Here is an 18,446-nt window from a genome sequence, read left to right on the forward strand (position 1 = left end):
CCGCCTTATGAGAGTGGTAGAGTCGTTTATAACTATGCATTACGAAAAAATACGTTATACCGTGGTAGGTTCAACAGGCCCTTTGCCAGCGATAGGAGCGTCAGCAGGAATGGGTTGAGGTTTGGTTTTACCATATCGAATGAAGATCCATACCCCGAATATAATGACAACCCCGGCAGACATCTGTAATGCAGTGAGGGATTCGCCGAGCAGCATCCAGGCCAGTAAGGAAGAGAATACGGGTTCCCCAAGTACGCCCATGGATACCGTTGTGGCATTCATATATTGAAGCAGCCAGTTGAAGAGATAATGTCCAAAGATCGTTGGCACAATGGCGAGCAGCAGGAAGATTCCCCACTCTGACGCAGCGTAACCTCCGAACGGATGGCCCATGATCAGATTATATACCGCCAGCGTGCAAGCAGCTACGAAGAACACCCAGAAGTTATACGAGAATGCACTAAGTCCCGCTCGCAAAAATTGACCCAGCAGCATATGGACAGCGACTGCAATTGTGCCAAGCAAAGACAGTATATCACCTTGCAGGGCAGTACCTGCCAACTGGAAATCTCCTGCGCCAATGACGATTGATCCAAACAGGGCGATGCCCATGCCGATAATCATCATGCGGTTAATTTTGGCTTTGAACAGCCATACCGAACCGGCAAGAATCAGTATAGGCTCCAGCGCGAGAATAACTGTGGAACTGGCAACACTGGTGAGCCGCAGCGAACCCATCCAGAGCAGGAAATGAAGGGCCAGCATCACACCGGATGCAAGCAGCAAGCCCCATTGGCGTAAGCTCAGACGCATCATCTCGTGTCTGTATTTCCAGACAAACGGGAGCATTAGCAGATTGGTCAAAAATAGACGGTACATGGCAATGACCGCAACATCTGCGGTAGACCAACGTACAAAGATCGAAGAAAAAGAAATGGCGATAATGCCGACAAAAAATAACAGATAGATGGATCTGCCGGCACGGTTCAAGCTTGTCATGGGTGTAGCTCCTTCTTGAAGTCTGATAGCGTAAATCACTTCATTATACAGGAGAAGGTAACCGCAGGAAAGATAAAGAGAACGAATAGATAAGTAGATTGTAACCGGCCTTGTAACTATTCTGTCATTCTCCCGATCCATTTTTCTATTAATCTTCTATATAGAGACATGAAACGAGATAATCTACCAATAATCGGGAAAAAATGAAAGTAAGGAAGTGGCATGAAAGTGAGAGTCCAACAAGAGAGAGCGGGAGAACGTGGAAGTATTCCGCCTAGCACAAGTCGCACGAAAACACATAAACGAAGAAAAATCCGGTATGGAAGGATTAGCATAGCTCTAATGCTCCTGGTACTGTTCGTTACCGGTATAACATATATATTCCTTGGCATGACGCATTGGATCAAAAGCGTTGTGGCGCCGCCTCCAATGACTGTAATCGAACAGCCCGCCAAGCTCGGCATGATACAAGTTACTCCGGATGCGAAGGAGGAGCCGGTACGGTTCCAGGGTCAGGTTCGCAAATTGGCATACATAACGTTTGATGATGGCCCAACTGAATATACGGAACAACTGCTGGATATTTTGAAGCAGCATGAGGCGAAGGCTACCTTTTTCATGATCGGACGTCAGTTGAACCAGCATCCAGAGGCAGTGAAACGGCTGTTGAAAGAAGGCAGTTACCCTGGACTTCACAGCATAACGCATAACTATAAAAAGCTGTATAAGAGCGGCAGCTCTGCGAACTTTGTGAAAGAGTTCAAGAAAGAGCAGAAGATGGTGCAAGACTTGATTGGTTTTACACCTCATCTTATTCGTGCACCTTATGGCAGCAGTCCACAGATCGGTGAAAAGTTCAGAGGTGACATTGCAGCGGCCGGGTTCAAAATGTGGGACTGGACGACAGATTCACTGGATTGGAATCTTCCCGGTCAGCCGGACAAAATTGTGGCCCGCGTGAGCAAAAGTGTACATCGGGATAAGGAAGTGATTCTGATGCATGAGCGGGAGCAGACGGTTCAGGCTTTGCCACGTATTCTGAAGCTGCTCGAAGATCGAGGTTACGAGTTCGAAGTATACGATCCGGATGCACACTGGGTAGCCAATTTTAGCGGAGATAGCCGCTTGTAATATAACAACAAGATGATGCAAGAGAGGAAGGACTTGGGTGCTAACGAGTAAAAAAGTGGCGCTTGCGGCAGTTAGTGTATTGCTAATTCTGCTGGCGAGTGGTTGTGGAGATCCGCAGGAGCCTGCGGCAAATCAGGTAAACCAATTGGTGCTCAGCGGTCAGGAGATCGATCAGAGTTTGAAGACGCTGGCCAGTCATGAGCAGGAAGATATGAAGTTATACAAGTCTATTTTGGACAAAGGCAAGAACAAAAATAGTGATCTCGAAGCACTATTGGATCAGGCAGCAGGTCATATTCATGAACGAAGAACGTTGTTGAAGCAGGCGGAAGAGGCCATGAAACTGACCAACGAGAAGACGGTGGCCCTGCGCAGTTCATTGAAAGAACTATCATTCGAAAAAGAAGAAACGTTGGCACAGGCTGAAAAGGTGCTGGATCAATATGAAGCAAGAGCACGTGCATTGGAAAATTTTGTTGCTTCGTATCAGTTGAGTCTGAGTGCCGATGAGCAGTTGTATGATCTGATGAGAGAAAGTGCAGAACCTAATCTGGTTAAGCTTAAACGAGCCATTCGGGTACGGAATAGCGAATATGCGAAGCTTGCTGAATTCCGAAAGCAATTTAACCTTCAGACCAAAGCATTTAACGGAGCTAATGCGAAACTGGTACAGATGGATCAGGCTAGCTAAGTCGAGAAACTCAGCACCTGTTCAGACATTTTGCATGATTGAGCTGCCTGTCTCCCGTGTAAGTACTAGTATACAGCCAAGCCAATGGATGAGAAGCAACATGGACAAGCATCATTGCGTATAAGCTAACGGAGGTGTTCATATGCGAAAAGGAAATACAATGAAAGTCAGTGCATCACTCCTGGTTTTACTTATGGGATTCTCGCTTGTGGCCTGTGGGAACAGTAATCCTGCTGCACAGCCACCAGTGAATAATACGGAAGAACAGTCACCAGCACCGGAGCAACAACCGAATGAAAGTGCTGCAATAGAAGCAGAAGGTATTCTGACTGGATGGGCTGATCCGCATACCGTTGAGATTCGAGTGAATGAGAAGCCGATGTCATTCCAGGTGAGCGAAGATCTGCAGAAGTCTCTGGATGATATCGATGACGAAGATTCCGTTCGTTTCAAATATGTAGAGAAAACGATTGATGCAACAACGAAACAGTTGGTACTTACAGAGATTGCAAAGATGGAATCGAGTGATGACAATAACGGTTCCAATGCAGGCGGTACAGTAACATCCGATCGTCCGAAGACATCAGAGTTGGAAGTGACGGTAGAAGGCATGACCGAGAAACGCCCAGTGACATTGGCACAAGCGAAAGGTTATTCACTGTATGTGTTTGAACCGATGGCTTTTGATGTGGAAGACCATGAATTAACAATGAAGATTGATCCGGATTATGAGGTAGAGATTGAGAAGCTGCCGGCGAATTACAATCTGGATGCACTGAAGATGGATGCCAAGGAAGAGTTGTCCGAGACCGGAGAAGTGAAGCAGTTAACGGCTGAACAACTCAGCAACGGCCCGATGAAGGATGCGCAACTGTACATGATGTCCCAGAATGATAAGAAAACAGAGTATTTTATTGTCAAAGAACTGGACGGCAATGGTTACATTTTCCACATCCAAGCACCTATTGGTGAACCATCGGAAGGTTTCCTGCCCATGGCATACGCATCTCTCAATTCCATTATGAATGAGTAGAAAAGGGATGAGCCTCAAGGCTGAGCCAAACGATGTAGTAAATTAAAAAGATTCCCTAAACAGCGTGTTTCCTTGAGAGAGGAGATGCGCTGTTTTATTAACGTTACTGCAATATAGATAGGATGTACCGTGCCGTGCATAGACAAAGAGCCGGAAGGAGCGATGCGCTGCATAGGTTCCTCCCGGCTTCTTGGCCGTGCTTCTATTCAGTTTGCAGGATCGAACCCATGCCCTGATCCGTTACTCAGGTTAGTATAGTCGATTCCTTACGCCCTCTGAGTTCCTGATAGCGGGCGATTACATTCTGATGAACGGGATGTTCGTCGGGAATTCCCATGCGTTCACGGATAAAGGCAGAGACGCCATCTTCGCGAATCATGTGTTGTAGCTTCATGGCTTCCTCGTCGCGTTTGTCATTAAACAGCATTGCGGCCGCCATAGCAGAAGTTAAATGAGGAATTTCAATTCCGAATTCACTGGCCTGCAGCGCTGGGCGAACAAGCCGATCATGAGGCGAAAGCTTGCGAAGGGGGGAACGTCCGACCCGGGTGACCTGATCCGTCAGGTTGGGATTGGCGAAGCGTTCCAGTATGGTGTCGATATATTTGTTATGCTTCTGAGCGTTGAATCCGTGCTTCTGGATAAGCATCTGACCGGTCTCTTCCATAACATGGCGCACTTTGGCCCGAAGGGTGGAATTACTCATCACCTGGCGGATCGTCTTGAATCCTTCGAGATAGCCGAAGTATGCGGCGACACAATGGCCTGTATTGACCGTAAACATTTTACGCTCGATATAAGGTTCAAGCGAATCCACATAGTGGACGCCATCTATTTTCTTAAATCCATCCAGAAGTGCTGGACGATGAACGACCCATTCGTAAAAAGGTTCAACAGTGACCTGCAGCGGGTCTTTGTGGTTTTGAGCCGGAACAATCCGGTCCACAGCTGCATTGGGGAAAGAAACATAACGTTCGGCTTTTTTGCGAGTTTGTTCATCCAGAAATGGATAGATGCGTTTCTTCAGCCGGGTGCTACCACCGATAGCATTCTCGCAAGCGATAATATGCAGTGGAGCCTGAATATTGTTTTTCATGCGAAGTTGAATGCCTTTGGCGATAGGTTCGGCGATATCTCCGAGTGCAGATACACCCACCGCGGTTGTGATCACATCGGCTGAAGCGATCTCTTCAGCAACCAGATTCTGCTCACTCACATTGATAGCCGTCACGTTGTTGACAATCGTTGTATCCTGTTCGCTGTTGGCAAGTGTAATCGGATATTCCTGTCTCTCTTGAAGCATGGAGATTTTCTTCGGGTTACGTGCGACAAAGCAGACTTCGTAGTCGGAAGCGGACAACATATGACCGATAAAACCGCGGCCTATATTGCCCGCACCAAAATGTACAGCTTTCATGTGTGAACTCCCCCTTTAAGGATTAAATCGCGAAATTCGTGCAGACCTTTAGACGGTAGTGACGAGTGGCTTCGAAATCAAATCGTTAAATGCGAGGTCAGTCAAGCAAGACAGCCGTTGGTGAGGCATATCGAATTCCAGTGTTCCTGTGATGGTATTCGAGATGACTACGCAGTGCATACCAGCCGCAGCAGCTGCACGCGCGCCGTTAGGTGAATCCTCAATCGCTACGGCTTCGTCTGCAGTTACTCCAAGGGCTTCAAGCGCTTGATTGTAGAGTTCCGGGTCAGGCTTCACATTGGCAACATCATCTGCGGTACAAATAACTTCGAAATAATCTTTCAGTTTCAGTTGTTCCAGATGCTGTTCAACCCAATCCCGTTTGGAGCTTGATGCTACAGCGAGTTTCAGTCCGGCTTCACGTGCTTGTTCGAGATATTCCTGAATACCAGGACGAACCTTCTCTTTGTTCATCAATGCAGCGTGCTGCAACTGAACGGATTCCCTGAACGCTTCCCGATCGATCGGAAGATTCAAATCTGTGATGAGGTACTCATACGGATTAAATGTTTTCAGACTGGTCCCGATGCATTGTGAATACATCTCCAGGGTTAGATCCACGTCATGTTCCTTGTAAGCATCACGAAAAGCAATATACCATGCTGTCTCTGTATCAATAATCGTTCCGTCGAAATCAAATACCAGTGCCTTAATCATAAATTTGTTCCTCCTGTTTCAGAATTAGTTTGGGAATAAAAAAAACGAATGAAAATTTTCTGCAAATTCATTTCCGTATATTCATTAACCTGCGGGAAGTTAGTTGACGCAGTAAATCGAAAATGAATATTAATTTGGGAAAAAATATGCGTTTGAAGCTAATAAAACCGTAACATAGGACAAACCTAGGGGTCAAGCGCGTCATGATTGTTTACATTGAAAATTTTCACATGTGTGATTTGTTTTCAGAAAATGATGAACGTTGCAAACCGTTAACCCTTTTGCATGTAAGCGGTGTACTGAATAAACTGTTTTTACAGCTCAAAAAAATAAAACTTTTTTTATGAAAATTTGATAATCTGGCCGTTCAACAGCTTTCGACACTTTTATAATAGAAGAAATGGAGCTTAATTGATTGGATTTTATTAGCTTTACGCCGGATCAGGCCCTGTGGGAGAATGGAAGAAAGATTCTGAAAGTATATGGAGTAAGGGAGGAAGATAAGGATGCTGCAAAAAGACCGTTTCAATGGCTGCTTCATCGGACTTGCAGCGGGTGATGCGCTCGGAACTACCGTGGAATTCAGCAGCCCGGGCACGTTTGAACCCGTAACGGATATCGTGGGTGGCGGCGTATTCGGGCTGGAGGCAGGGCAGTGGACAGATGATACATCCATGGCTCTATGTCTGGCAGAAAGTTTGGTACGCAAGGCAGACTTTGATCCTGCGGATCAGATGCGCAGATACGTCAATTGGTACAAGGTCGGGTATATGAGCAGCACAGGCGATTGCTTTGATATCGGCGGGGCCACCCGAAGTGCCTTGGAGAGGTTTGAGGTAACTGGGGAAGCCTACAGCGGATCAACTGACCCGATGACGGCAGGCAATGGCTCTATTATGAGGCTTGCACCTGTCGTGATGGCTTACGCTAATCAACCAAACGAGGCGGTTCACTATGCTGGACTGAGCTCTCGTACAACACATGCTGCAACGGAAAGCGTGGAAGCATGTGAAGTGCTGGCCGCCATAATTGTTGCCGGTCTGCGCGGAGCGGACAAAAACGTCATGCTGATGCCGGAGACATGCAGACAGTGGAGAGAAGAGGTTTCTTTTTCACCTGCTATTGAAGAGGTTGTTAGGGGCTCCTATCAGAGGAAAGAACCGCCCGAAATTAAGGGCAGTGGTTATGTGGTTCGTTCACTTGAGGCAGCACTATGGGCGTTCCATAAGTCGGCAAGTTTTGAAGAAGGCGCATTGTTAGCTGTGAATCTGGGTGATGATGCGGATACTACAGGTGCGGTGTATGGGCAGATTGCAGGTGCTTATTATGGACTGAGTGGTATTCCGGCACACTGGCGGGACAAGCTGGCTATGCGTGAAACGTTCGAACAACTAACAGATGCCTTGTGGTTGAAGGCGACAGAACATCGTTGATTAAGAGACAGGAGAAGAGAACATCTATGAGCACGACTGGACACACAATACAACCACAGGTTTCACAGTCAGGTAAACGAGGGGCGTTTCCATTGTCCCTGTTATGCTTGACTATTGGAGCTTTTGCGATTGGTATGACTGAATTTATTATTATGGGCCTGCTGCCCAATGTAGCAACAGATTTGAATGTAAGCATTCCACAGGCAGGACAACTCATTACGGGATATGCGCTGGGTGTAGCGGTAGGTGCCCCGATATTAACCGTATTTACACACAAGATTCCACAGAAGAAACTGCTGGTGCTGCTTATGTGCATTTTCATTATCGGTAACGCATTATCTGTGATTGCTCCCACATACGGGTTGTTAATCTCAGCACGGATATTAACGGCATTTGCCCATGGTACGTTCCTCGGTGTAGGTTCAATCATGGCAACGCGGCTTGTTGCACCCGAGAGAAGGGCAGGAGCAGTATCCGTTGTTCTTGCAGGGCTTACAATTGCGAATATTATTGGTGTTCCGTTTGGTACGTTTATCGGGCAACAGCTTGGATGGCGTTCATCTTTCGGGGCGATTACGATCTTGGGCATCATTTCGTTGATTGGCATCATTCGTTTTATTCCCGTGCTCCCGCAAGGAGCACCAGCAAATCTCGGACAGCAATTTCGAAATTTGGTTCGTCCCCAAGTATTATTGGTTCTGCTTGTTGGAGCGATGGGATGTGGAAGTTTATTCGCCGTGTTCACTTACATCACGCCGATGCTTGTGGACATTAGTGGTTTTGCCGAACAGAATGTGACCTGGATTCTGGTGCTCTTTGGCTTCGGCGTTACCTTAGGGAACATGGTTGGCGGCCGTCTGGCGGACTGGAAGCTGATGCCTTCCCTAATCGTCAATTTTGGGATACTGGCGGTGCTTCTGGCTGCACTTACGCTTACCCTGGAGAGCCCTTATCTTGCTGTAATCACTATATTCTTGTGGGGCGTTGCAGCTTTTGGCATCATGCCGGGATTGCAGATTCGAATCATGAATATGACCCGCGAAGCGCCACTGCTGGCAACAACATCAAGTCACTCCGCATTTAACCTGGGGAATGCAGGTGGTGCCTATCTGGGCGGGTATGCAATTACCCACACGGGTCTTATATCCGTACCTTTGTATGCGGCAGTTATTGCCGGATTGGGTTTGCTAGGACTGCTCTTCAGTCTGTTCATGGATCGTAAACATCATGGGCCAGAGATTGTTGAGGTAGTAGAAGCAGCGTCGGCAAGCTGAAAATGGAATCGGTTCGCCTCAATTCTTCCGTTGAACACGGAGAGTTGAGGCTTTTTTATTTCATGTGAGATCCGAAGTGGAGGAAGCGAATAGAGGGTATGGTGGTGTACAGAAGTATACTTTTTAAACTATAAGGTATATTTATTTAAGTTTTTTGATGATGTACAAGTCTTGGGAGGTGATATAATAAAGCTGTAATTGGAATTCATTGTAAATTATGGATCGTGATTCTTTACTTCCATATTGGGAAAGGCAAAGGATGGCGGTCCGTATTCATGCGTGGAAAGGAGGAACTTTACTTTAAAATGTAAGGGCTTTCAATTAAGGTTTTGTGTGTATCTGAAAGACCTGTTATGAGGTTTGTACACGGTTGAAAATCATATTCCAAAGGAGATTGATATTGATGAAAAAACGTCTGTCCAAGATTCTGAGTCTCTCCATCACAGCAGCACTCCTTGTACCAACGATGGCGTCTGCAGCCGATATGCAGGAAACTCCAGCTCCAACCCCCATTCAGGCGATGATCGATCAGGGAGTGACCGGGACCATGGATAACTCGGGGCAAAATGCGCTGGCTAACACTCCGGTTGTGCCTGCACCGCCGGGTTATGATGCCTATCGAAACAATATTCCACACGGCAATACCAATCTGATCTCCTATTATTCCACAACGGTAGGCAATACACGGAAAGCGACGGTGTATACACCGCCAGGATATTCACAGAATAAAAAGTATAACGTCCTGTATCTCTTGCACGGTATCGGTGGAGATGAGCATGAGTGGGTAAACGCCATGAAACCGAAGAACATTCTGGACAACCTGTATTCTGAAGGTAAGCTGTCAGATATGATTGTTGTCATGCCGAATGGCCGTGCCATGAAGGACGATCGTCCAGTTGGTGACATTTTTGCTCCAGACAAGGTGGCTGCGTTTGAACGATTTGAGCAAGACTTGCTCAAGGATCTGATTCCTCATATCGAGGCCAATTATCCGGTGTACAAAGACAAGAATAGTCGTGCGTTGGCCGGTCTGTCCATGGGTGGTGGGCAGTCGCTTAACTTTGGTTTGAAAAATCTGAATACCTTCGCCTGGGTAGGGGCCTTCTCGGCTGCACCGAATACGCAATCTGTATCGCAGCTGGTTTCCAACCCGGGACAAGTTGCTAGCCAACTCAAATTGCTCTGGATCTCCTGTGGATCAAGTGATGGTCTGTTATGGGTCAGCCAGAATTTCAAAAACGGCTTGAGCAGCATGAACATTCCGCATACCTGGTATCTGGATGTAGGTGGACATGAACCATCTGTCTGGAACAGCGGCTTGTATCAGTTCTCACAACGAATCTTCAAGTGATTAACCGGTATTCATAGGGATTCTCGGAAATTTACTGGGATTCATATTGGATGAGCCGCAGCCTCAGTTCTGTTTTGTACAGGGCTGGGGTTTTTGTTATGAATCAAGTGATCGGAATGGAACATATGAGGTATTTTTATTTTTTGCGGATAGGGTTAATGAGAGTGTAAGTAATGGTTTAATTGATTACATAGGTAGTGTTATGAAGGAGAGGGGTATGATGTTTTATTACAAAGGTGCGTTCCGTGAAACGGACAATGTGATCTATTTTAAAAGCGAAGTTTCATTAGCCCAGAATGATGTTGTCCTATTTGGTGAAAAGAAGTATTTTATCGAAAGTGTGGAAAAAGAATTTCTCCTGCTTCAGCGGGTGGGCTCCATTGTTTCTGTGAGTCTGTGAAATCTTCGCGAGATCATCCCTTTTTCAAGTGTACGTGCACTTCTGGGCCTCTGCCTACATACAATAGATCGACCCTGTTCCCACATGTGCTCAGGCCAGATCGTTGTAAAACTGCAGGAGGTGTCATCTGTGCCCGGATTGTTTACCGCAATTGCTCTATTCATTAAAGAGTTAACGTTACTCGTCTCGTATGTCAAAAATAATGCGTTCCCCCAGCCACTGGCTGAGGATGATGAAGCCAAACATTTGCGCCTTATGGCTGAAGGCAATGCTCACTCTCGCAATCTGCTCATTGAACACAATCTGCGCCTCGTCGCGCATATCGTCAAAAAGTTCGACAATACGGGTGAAGATCAGGAAGACCTGATTTCCATCGGAACCATTGGTTTGATTAAAGCGATCGAAAGTTTTCAACAAGGCAAAGGCACAAAGCTTGCCACATTTGCCGCGAGATGTATTGAAAACGAAATTTTGATGCATCTTCGTTCCCTGAAGAAAACACGCAAAGACGTATCTCTGCACGACCCCATTGGTACGGATAAAGAAGGCAATGAAATTACATTAATCGATATCCTTGGCACAGAAGCTGATGATGTTGTAGATCGGGTACAGCTTAAGATTGAAAAAAGCAAAATTTATCGCAATCTAGATATCCTGGATGACCGGGAGAAGGAAGTTGTAATCGGTCGATTTGGCCTGGAAGCAGGCGGGGAGGAACGAACTCAACGCGAAATTGCGAAGGAACTGGGCATCTCACGTTCTTATGTATCTCGTATTGAGAAACGGGCGTTAATGAAGCTGTATCATGAGTTTTATAAGCAAAAATAGTTGCTGGATAGATAGCACTTTTCGTTAAAAAGATGGTGCTTTCTGAACCTTCCGCATTTGTAGGGAGATGCATTAAGATCGAAAATTTGATACACTGCGCGTTCTGAAGTTGGTACAGACAAAGAGGGCAATGAAATTACATTGATCGATATCCTCAGAACAGATTGAATAAGGCAAGCGGAATAGCTGAACAGATTAGAGGGCGCCTTTATCGGGAGCCCTTTTTACTGTGAAGATGCTTAAAATTGGCTCTGAATAGTATTAATTATTTGGGATTATAACCTAAATAAAGGAATTTTCATTCCTGTTGAAGAATATCTTATACACAGATCAATTTAATTTAAAAGGAGTAAATCATAATGAAGCAGCTTTTTCGGAAAACTCCACTGTGGTTTTTGTTAATCTGGATCGTAGGATTTATAATGATCGTTTTTAACATGTTCCAATCAAACTCGGGTAATATTAACTTGATTGCGCTATTGATGATTAGTGTTGCTAATGCTATTCGAGTTTGGAAAACCGAACGTTCATTAGCCATTGCCTTTTTAGTCGTTGCCGTTCTAAGCTTGGTTTATATTTTAATATATTTCATTAGGTATGTATGATAAATGTGTACATAATCAGGGAGTCTCAAAAGGGATTCCGCCTCGCCCAAGCGCTAACGAACCTACCGCACCTTAAAAGGCAGATTATCAACGGTTACAAGAATTAACGAACCTCAGTAGCGCTATTTCATCATAAATGGACTTCCAAACCTAAAAAATCCAGTGAATCGACGAAATAGCGTCTCTGTGATTCGTTAGATCTCAGATCTGGGGAAATGGGAGCGAATAGCGTGTGTCAGGTTCATTAAAACAAAATAACACAATAAAGAGGATGTCTCCCGTCATATCCATGACTTATGGTACATCCTCTTTGCTGTGCAAAAAAATATATAAATGAGGGATATGTATTCTGAGCAGATTATTATATGATGAGTAATAATATTTTGCATCGTAGAGAGTATTTGCAGAAAGAGAGTGGTGGTTGATCATGCAGCAAGAAACGTTAACAAGGGGATTAAAGAACAGGCATGTGCAGTTGATGGCGATAGGTGGTGCGATCGGTACAGGTCTGTTTCTCGGAGCAGGCAAAACGATCCAACTGACAGGGCCATCCATCTTGCTGGCCTACATCATTACGGGTGTGGTGTTGTTCCTGATCATGCGTGCATTGGGGGAGCTGCTGTTAAGCAACTTGCAGTATCATTCCTTTGTCGATTTTGTGCGTGATTACCTGGGAAATATGGCGGCATTTATTACAGGCTGGACCTATTGGTTCTGCTGGATCTCCATTGCCATGGCTGATATTACGGCCGTTGGATTGTATACGCAGTTTTGGTTTCCAAATGTACCTCAGTGGATGCCAGGGTTAATTGCGTTAGTCATTTTGCTGATCATGAACTTGGCAACGGTCAAGTTGTTTGGTGAGATGGAATTCTGGTTTGCCCTGATTAAAGTTGTGGCTATTCTGGCACTCATTGTTGTTGGTTTATATATGATTTTCAAAGGTTTTACAACGGATCAGGGTCCAGCGAGCTTCACCAATCTGTGGAGTCATGGGGGATGGTTCCCGAATGGACTGCATGGGTTCATCATATCGTTCCAGATGGTGGTGTTCGCCTTTGTAGGCATGGAACTGGTGGGACTCACAGCGGGGGAAACGGAGAACCCGGAGAAGGTTATTCCGAGAGCGATTAACCAGATTCCGATTCGGGTCTTACTCTTCTATGTTGGTGCATTGCTGATTATTATGAGTATCTACCCGTGGAACGCCATTGTGCCTACTGAAAGTCCGTTTGTACAAGTGTTTGCAGCTGTAGGTATTGCGGCCGCCGCTGGAATTGTGAACTTTGTGGTGCTAACGTCCGCAGCGTCAGCGTGTAACAGTGCGATTTTTAGTACAAGCCGTATGGTGTTCTCCATGGCAAAGGATCGCAACGCACCCGAATCGTTTGCACGACTGAATAACAGGAAGGTTCCTTCCAACGCGTTGTTTTTCTCCACGATTGTTATTTTTATCGCAATTGTTCTGAATTATATCATGCCAGAAGGCGTATTTACGCTGATCACGAGCGTGTCTACCGTGTGTTTTATCTTTGTCTGGGGCATCATGGTGATCTGTCATCTCAGATATCGTCGTACTCAGCCCGAACTGGCGAGTCGCAGCCGCTTCAAACTGCCACTTTATCCGTTCTCGAACGTTTTGATCTTAGCTTTTCTGGCATTTGTGCTGGTAGTATTGGCTTTGGCTGAGGACACGCGAGTGGCGTTATTTGTCACGCCGGTGTGGTTTATCCTGGTTGCGGGGATCTACCTTCTCAAAAAGAGAAACTTGAGCAGTAACAGACAGTAGAACTTAGCTTTGTTAATAAGTAGACCCGTCCAATTAGATTGGGCGGGTATTTATATTTTTTATATTCTTGCAGCCTTAATGAAAGGCAGGAAGGAGGTTTTAATATGATATTTACTTTATTTTGAAATTTTCTCCGTTAATTCAAAAGATGCTGTCTGTTCAACCATCCAAGGATGAGTTCGACAGGTTCCATGTACCGTTGGCCTACCAGTAAACCCGTATGTGTTGTATCCCAGAGTCCGGCATATTCGGCATGCAGCTGCTTGGCAGTTAATTTGCCTCTCCGATCTTCGTCTTCAGAGGAAACAGCTTTGATCACCAAGCTGGGACAATAGATCAGATCACCATTAATGGATACTCCATCGGCTCCACACAGAACTGAAAAGGTAGCAAATGCCTTCGCAGACTCCGTTTGCAGATATTTTCGCTGAAAAGCAATGTCTTCTGCCGTCTCATCTATACTGGTCAGTTCATCACGGACAGGTGCAGGCATGATGATCCCGGGTGTGATACGATTGCTTTCCGGGTAGGGGATTAGCTCATGGACTTCCTTGCTCAGACTGGCGTCAATCACAACCAGGCCTGCCAGGGTAACGGTTTCTGCAATCTTTTGACTGAGAATCCCACCCATGCTAAAGCCAATGAGAACGGGAGGTTCGTTGAACTCGGCTAACACTTCACGAATATCCTCCAAATAATCCTCAAACGTAATCTTTGTCATGTCCATGACCCGACTCTTGTAGTGACTTCTCATGTTCATGACATAACAGGTCCAACCGTGCTGGACAAAGTGGGAGATATATTTGCTCCACATCCAGCTGCCTGTGTATGCACCATGAACGAACAGCAGTGGGGGCTTCTTGGTCGTTGTTTCTTCGTCATGAGGCCGGGTTCCTTCGAATATTTCCAAGTGTAAATCATGTTCTCCGATCTTCTTTATCTCATGTTCCGGTAATAATTGAGTGTAGTCCATCATACCAAAAACCTCCTCTAAACTAATAGTTTGATATCAAACTATTTCTCCAAAAAAAATTAGAAGTTGCCATGAATTTTCATTAAAATTCGAAGCAGTTCTTTTTTCTCCGCTTCCGTAACGTCCGCATAGAACACGTCCAACATGCGCTGAGATATCTCTTCAAAGACAGGCTTTAATTCTTCGCCTTTTGCAGTCAAAGCCACATGAACAACTCGTGAATCTGTTGCATCACGCTCCTTGAGGACGTATCCTGTCCGCACCAATTTGTCCACAAGTGCAGTCACCGTGGATTTATCCTTGCCGATTTTTTTGGCGATTTCAGCCATGGTCATCCTGTGATTGTTGTACAGGGCATAGATGATATCCCCATGGGACGTGGCGAGATCCTGGATTCCCTGCTCAGCCATCTCAGTAAGGATGAAGCGGTTGACCTTCTCTTTAATTTTGGATATGAGTGAAATAGCGTCTCTTGTTTTCATATGTGTAATATAGTTTGTTATCAAACTAATGTCAAGCTTTGATTCATCATATAATGCATGTACAGTAAAGCAAAAGAGCAGTGAGAATTTCTTCTCCTGCTCCTTTGCTTTTATTTCATGTTAATACTTCACTGCAATATGACATTACAAGCCAACATCCGGCGATTACTTAATCGGATTAGCTTTCAATTCCTGTCCCATTTTCTCAATACCATCCAGAATCTGATATCCATAACCCCAGAACTCGCTGAAATCCGTGACATAGATTTGTTTATTCTTGATTGCGTTCATACTTTGCAAGGCAGGGTTGGCATACAGATTTTGAATAAGCTTGTCGATATCTGGTGAACCGGCATACGCGGACAAGAGCAGGTAGTCCGGGTTCGCTGTGATCAGTTGCTCAACACTCACCTCACCTTGCACACCATCAAACGTATTTTTTAGCTTCAACAGACTAAGTGCATCAAGCTGATACGTATCGTTCTGCATGCTGCTTACCGTAATGGTGTCTTCTGTAGCGGGTACGATGTAGGCAAAAGTATGCTCAGGCTGATCGGCTACACTTGCCTTAATGGCATCAACACGAGTCTTCAGACTTTCTGTGAATGTTGCGGCATTTTCTTGAACGTCGAAGATCTGCCCAAGTTGTGCAATATCGCTATACAGGCTATCGAGTGTGCCTTTGTGATTCGTCGTTTGCAGGAACGTGCGGATATTCATGTCATTTAATCCATCGACGGTACCCACACCCCAGTCTGCATCAGCGAACAGGTCACCCCGTCCGAGTACCAGATCCGGGCTTGCACCTACAACCAGCTCTTTACCTACATAATCCTTGGACAATACCGGAATTTTGGCAAAATCATCAGCCACATCCGGTGTAACGGAACCGTATAGAGCAGCAACACCGACCATTTTATCGGTCAGACCCAATTTGATGAGCATCTCAGCCGCAGATTGGGTATTCGCAACCACACGTTCAGGTGCTTTATCGAATACTTGCACTTTTGGTTTCCACTCGCCGCCCTCACCCGAGATTGTGTAGTTCTCAATGGTGAGCGGGTACGTCGTTTTATTTGTATTCTCAGCAGGAGCTGAAGTTTCTGTCGTATTAGTTGTTGAAGTTGTTTCTTCGGCAGGGGAAGAAGTTGATGCATTCGAACAGGCTGCAAGCAGCATTAACAGGAGACTTAGAGCAGCGAAGCCAATGGTTCTGGATGTGAATTTCATTAAATGATGAACCCCTTTTCTATGTGTTTTAAATTGACAAAGATAATCATTCTCAATTATAATCCGAGAAAAAGCTTTGTAAATAGCTGAATTTAATTTGTTCAACATTTTACGCGAATTGATGGGGGAAGAGATGGCACAGACGGTTCAGGTTCAGACACAACGTAGGGGGAAAAGAGAGTCTCTGATTCATAGTAAATCCGGGTTTGCTTTACTGATCGCAGCTTTAGTCATAATCACGATTATTTCTGTAGGTATTGCAGTTTCCATTGGACAGGTACAAATTCCACTGGCGGAGTCGTATCGTATCCTTTTATACAAATTAACGGGATTTCAGTGGGGAACAACACCCATTGAGGCAGGTTCCTTTACCGATATCATTTGGCAGATTCGTTTCCCGCGGGTGCTGATGGCGATGTTTATCGGTGCAGGCTTGGCCTTGTGCGGTGCTGTTATGCAGGCTGCTGTGCAGAATCCACTGGCTGATCCTTACATACTGGGTATATCCTCAGGCGCTTCACTTGGAGCAACCTTTGCAATTCTCATTGGCTTCGGTGCGATTGGCTGGCTGGGTCAGACAGGGGTGGCTTTCTGGGCATTTGCCGGAGCGATGGGAGCTTCTTTACTGGTGCTAACCCTTGCGGGTATTCGGGGGAAAATGACGTCGGTCAAGCTGGTGCTTGCCGGAATGGTGATTAACGCGCTATGCAGCGCTTTTTCGAACTTTATTATTTATTTTGCCAACAATGCTGAAGGCATCAAAACGGTGACATTCTGGACCATGGGCAGCCTGGCGGCTTCCGGATGGAACAAGCTTCCACTCGTTGGTATCGTTGTGCTGGTCGCGATTCTATTTTTCCTTTTACAGTCCAGAGTTCTTAATACGATGTTATTGGGGGACGAAGCAGCCGTTACACTAGGCATTAATCTGAGTGTGTACCGCAGAGTGTACATGTTGTTAACTGCTTTGGTGACAGGCGTTATGGTGGCGAGCTGTGGCATGATTGGTTTTGTCGGACTCATTATTCCACATATCGTCAGAGGTCTGGTGGGTTCCGACCATCGTAAAGTGATGCCTGTATCCGTGTTGTTTGGTGCCATTTTCCTTATCTGGACGGATGTTATTGCACGATCCCTCATATCCAGCGTGGAGTTGCCAATCGGGATCATTACAGCCATGATTGGTGCGCCGATGTTTATGTATATGCTGGTCAAAAAAGGCTACGGTTTTGGAGGAAATTAACCATGAAACTGAACGTAGAAAATGTATCCATATCTGTGCTGAACACGGACATCATCAAGGATATTTCATTACAGGTAAACGGTAAACAATTTGTGGGACTGATCGGACCGAATGGCTGTGGCAAGTCAACGCTGCTCAAGAGCATCTATAAAGTGATCAAACCGCAGCAAGGTAAGGTTTTTCTGGATAATACGGATATTCTCAAATCCAGTCCAAAGCTTGTTTCCAGACATATGGGCGTTGTCGGCCAGTTTAATGAATTGAGTTTTGATTTTACGGTACGTGAGATGGTCATGATGGGGCGTACCCCGCACAAAAAACTGCTGGAAACGGATAATGAACAGGATCACGAAATCGTGGAGCAGGCTTTGGAAAAAGTACATCTGACTGGACATGCAGACCGCAATTACGTGTCTCTGTCTGGTGGAGAGAAACAGCGTGTGGTATTGGCGCGTGTCTTGGCACAGCAACCCCAATTCCTGATCCTGGACGAGCCGACGAACCATTTGGACATCAAATACCAACTTCAGATTCTAAATATTGTCCGCGGACTCGGCATTGGCATATTAGCAGCGCTGCATGATCTCGAACTCGCCGCAGAATATTGCGATTATCTCTATGTGGTGAAAAAGGGACAGATTGTGGTCCACGGCAAACCGGCTGATATCCTGACTCGTGAGATGATTGGTGAGGTATTTGATGTAGAATGTGAAATCTATACAAATCCGGTTACGGGCGGCCTGGGCATCGCTTACCTGAGTACACGGTGATATGTCTAGTGTTCCAGTGAACTGTCTTTCTAGCTGATTTTCAGCTTGGAAGGCAGTTTTTTTTGTGTTTAGCTTTCTTC

Annotated in this window: 17 protein-coding genes; 11 read left to right on the plus strand and 6 right to left on the minus strand. The window is 45.6% G+C overall.

Annotated features, from left to right (window positions below):
- Nucleotides 1–54: 54 nt before the first annotated feature.
- The gene (locus MKX68_RS19680) at nt 55–999 is read right to left on the minus strand and encodes a DMT family transporter (protein ID WP_338588080.1); all 945 of its coding nucleotides are present in this window, start codon (nt 997–999) and stop codon (nt 55–57) included.
- A gap of 429 nt (nt 1,000–1,428) precedes the next feature.
- On the opposite strand from MKX68_RS19680, the gene MKX68_RS19685 reads away from it, so the two are divergent.
- The 3 genes from MKX68_RS19685 (at nt 1,429) to MKX68_RS19695 (ending at nt 3,854) form a co-directional block, all read left to right on the plus strand.
- Nucleotides 1,429–2,130, plus strand: a complete 702-nt coding sequence (locus MKX68_RS19685; protein ID WP_338588079.1) for a polysaccharide deacetylase family protein — start codon at nt 1,429–1,431, stop codon at nt 2,128–2,130.
- Nucleotides 2,131–2,167: 37 nt separating this feature from the next.
- The gene (locus MKX68_RS19690) at nt 2,168–2,821 is read left to right on the plus strand and encodes a YkyA family protein (protein WP_338588078.1); all 654 of its coding nucleotides are present in this window, start codon (nt 2,168–2,170) and stop codon (nt 2,819–2,821) included.
- Nucleotides 2,822–2,963: 142 nt separating this feature from the next.
- A complete protein-coding gene (locus MKX68_RS19695; protein WP_339790001.1) occupies nt 2,964–3,854 on the plus strand; it encodes a hypothetical protein in 891 nt (296 codons plus the stop codon).
- A 244-nt stretch (nt 3,855–4,098) separates the two neighbouring features.
- On the opposite strand, the gene MKX68_RS19700 is transcribed toward MKX68_RS19695, so the two are convergent.
- Together MKX68_RS19700 and MKX68_RS19705 are read right to left on the minus strand one after the other, a co-directional pair.
- Nucleotides 4,099–5,271: a mannitol-1-phosphate 5-dehydrogenase gene (locus MKX68_RS19700; protein ID WP_340913840.1), complete on the minus strand. Its 1,173-nt coding sequence runs from the start codon at nt 5,269–5,271 to the stop codon at nt 4,099–4,101.
- 48 nt (nt 5,272–5,319) lie between these two features.
- Complete coding sequence (locus MKX68_RS19705) at nt 5,320–5,988, minus strand: HAD family hydrolase (protein ID WP_338588075.1); 669 nt, start codon at nt 5,986–5,988, stop codon at nt 5,320–5,322.
- A gap of 506 nt (nt 5,989–6,494) precedes the next feature.
- On the opposite strand from MKX68_RS19705, the gene MKX68_RS19710 reads away from it, so the two are divergent.
- The 6 genes from MKX68_RS19710 to MKX68_RS19735 all read left to right on the plus strand — a co-directional run bounded on the left by MKX68_RS19710 (nt 6,495) and on the right by MKX68_RS19735 (nt 13,668).
- Nucleotides 6,495–7,421 (plus strand): ADP-ribosylglycohydrolase family protein, encoded by a 927-nt coding sequence (locus MKX68_RS19710; RefSeq protein WP_340913841.1) that lies wholly within the window; start codon nt 6,495–6,497, stop codon nt 7,419–7,421.
- A gap of 26 nt (nt 7,422–7,447) precedes the next feature.
- The gene (locus MKX68_RS19715; RefSeq protein WP_340913842.1) at nt 7,448–8,695 is read left to right on the plus strand and encodes an MFS transporter; all 1,248 of its coding nucleotides are present in this window, start codon (nt 7,448–7,450) and stop codon (nt 8,693–8,695) included.
- A gap of 403 nt (nt 8,696–9,098) precedes the next feature.
- Complete coding sequence (locus tag MKX68_RS19720) at nt 9,099–10,046, plus strand: alpha/beta hydrolase (protein ID WP_340913844.1); 948 nt, start codon at nt 9,099–9,101, stop codon at nt 10,044–10,046.
- A gap of 220 nt (nt 10,047–10,266) precedes the next feature.
- Nucleotides 10,267–10,446, plus strand: a complete 180-nt coding sequence (locus MKX68_RS19725; protein ID WP_340913845.1) for a hypothetical protein — start codon at nt 10,267–10,269, stop codon at nt 10,444–10,446.
- Between the two features lie 129 nt (nt 10,447–10,575).
- Complete coding sequence (sigK, locus tag MKX68_RS19730) at nt 10,576–11,274, plus strand: RNA polymerase sporulation sigma factor SigK (RefSeq protein WP_090915017.1); 699 nt, start codon at nt 10,576–10,578, stop codon at nt 11,272–11,274.
- A 1,032-nt stretch (nt 11,275–12,306) separates the two neighbouring features.
- Nucleotides 12,307–13,668, plus strand: a complete 1,362-nt coding sequence (locus MKX68_RS19735; protein ID WP_340913846.1) for an amino acid permease — start codon at nt 12,307–12,309, stop codon at nt 13,666–13,668.
- Nucleotides 13,669–13,804: 136 nt separating this feature from the next.
- Here the strand turns inward: MKX68_RS19735 and MKX68_RS19740 are convergent, their stop codons facing one another.
- The 3 genes from MKX68_RS19740 to MKX68_RS19750 form a co-directional block, all read right to left on the minus strand.
- The gene (locus MKX68_RS19740; RefSeq protein ID WP_340913847.1) at nt 13,805–14,644 is read right to left on the minus strand and encodes an alpha/beta hydrolase; all 840 of its coding nucleotides are present in this window, start codon (nt 14,642–14,644) and stop codon (nt 13,805–13,807) included.
- Nucleotides 14,645–14,700: 56 nt separating this feature from the next.
- Nucleotides 14,701–15,123: a MarR family winged helix-turn-helix transcriptional regulator gene (locus MKX68_RS19745; protein WP_340913848.1), complete on the minus strand. Its 423-nt coding sequence runs from the start codon at nt 15,121–15,123 to the stop codon at nt 14,701–14,703.
- Nucleotides 15,124–15,288: 165 nt separating this feature from the next.
- Complete coding sequence (locus MKX68_RS19750) at nt 15,289–16,353, minus strand: ABC transporter substrate-binding protein (protein WP_340913851.1); 1,065 nt, start codon at nt 16,351–16,353, stop codon at nt 15,289–15,291.
- Between the two features lie 133 nt (nt 16,354–16,486).
- Here MKX68_RS19750 and MKX68_RS19755 point away from each other — a divergent pair, with 133 nt between their 5' ends.
- Together MKX68_RS19755 and MKX68_RS19760 are read left to right on the plus strand one after the other, a co-directional pair.
- Nucleotides 16,487–17,596 carry a FecCD family ABC transporter permease gene (locus tag MKX68_RS19755; RefSeq protein WP_339790026.1) on the plus strand — a complete coding sequence of 370 codons (1,110 nt, stop codon included), beginning with the start codon at nt 16,487–16,489 and terminating at the stop codon, nt 17,594–17,596.
- A gap of 2 nt (nt 17,597–17,598) precedes the next feature.
- Nucleotides 17,599–18,366, plus strand: coding sequence for an ABC transporter ATP-binding protein (locus MKX68_RS19760; RefSeq protein ID WP_340913852.1), 768 nt, complete (start codon nt 17,599–17,601; stop codon nt 18,364–18,366).
- Nucleotides 18,367–18,446: the final 80 nt, after the last annotated feature.

Source organism: Paenibacillus sp. FSL M8-0212, from assembly GCF_038004645.1.
In the GTDB taxonomy this organism is placed as follows: domain Bacteria; phylum Bacillota; class Bacilli; order Paenibacillales; family Paenibacillaceae; genus Paenibacillus.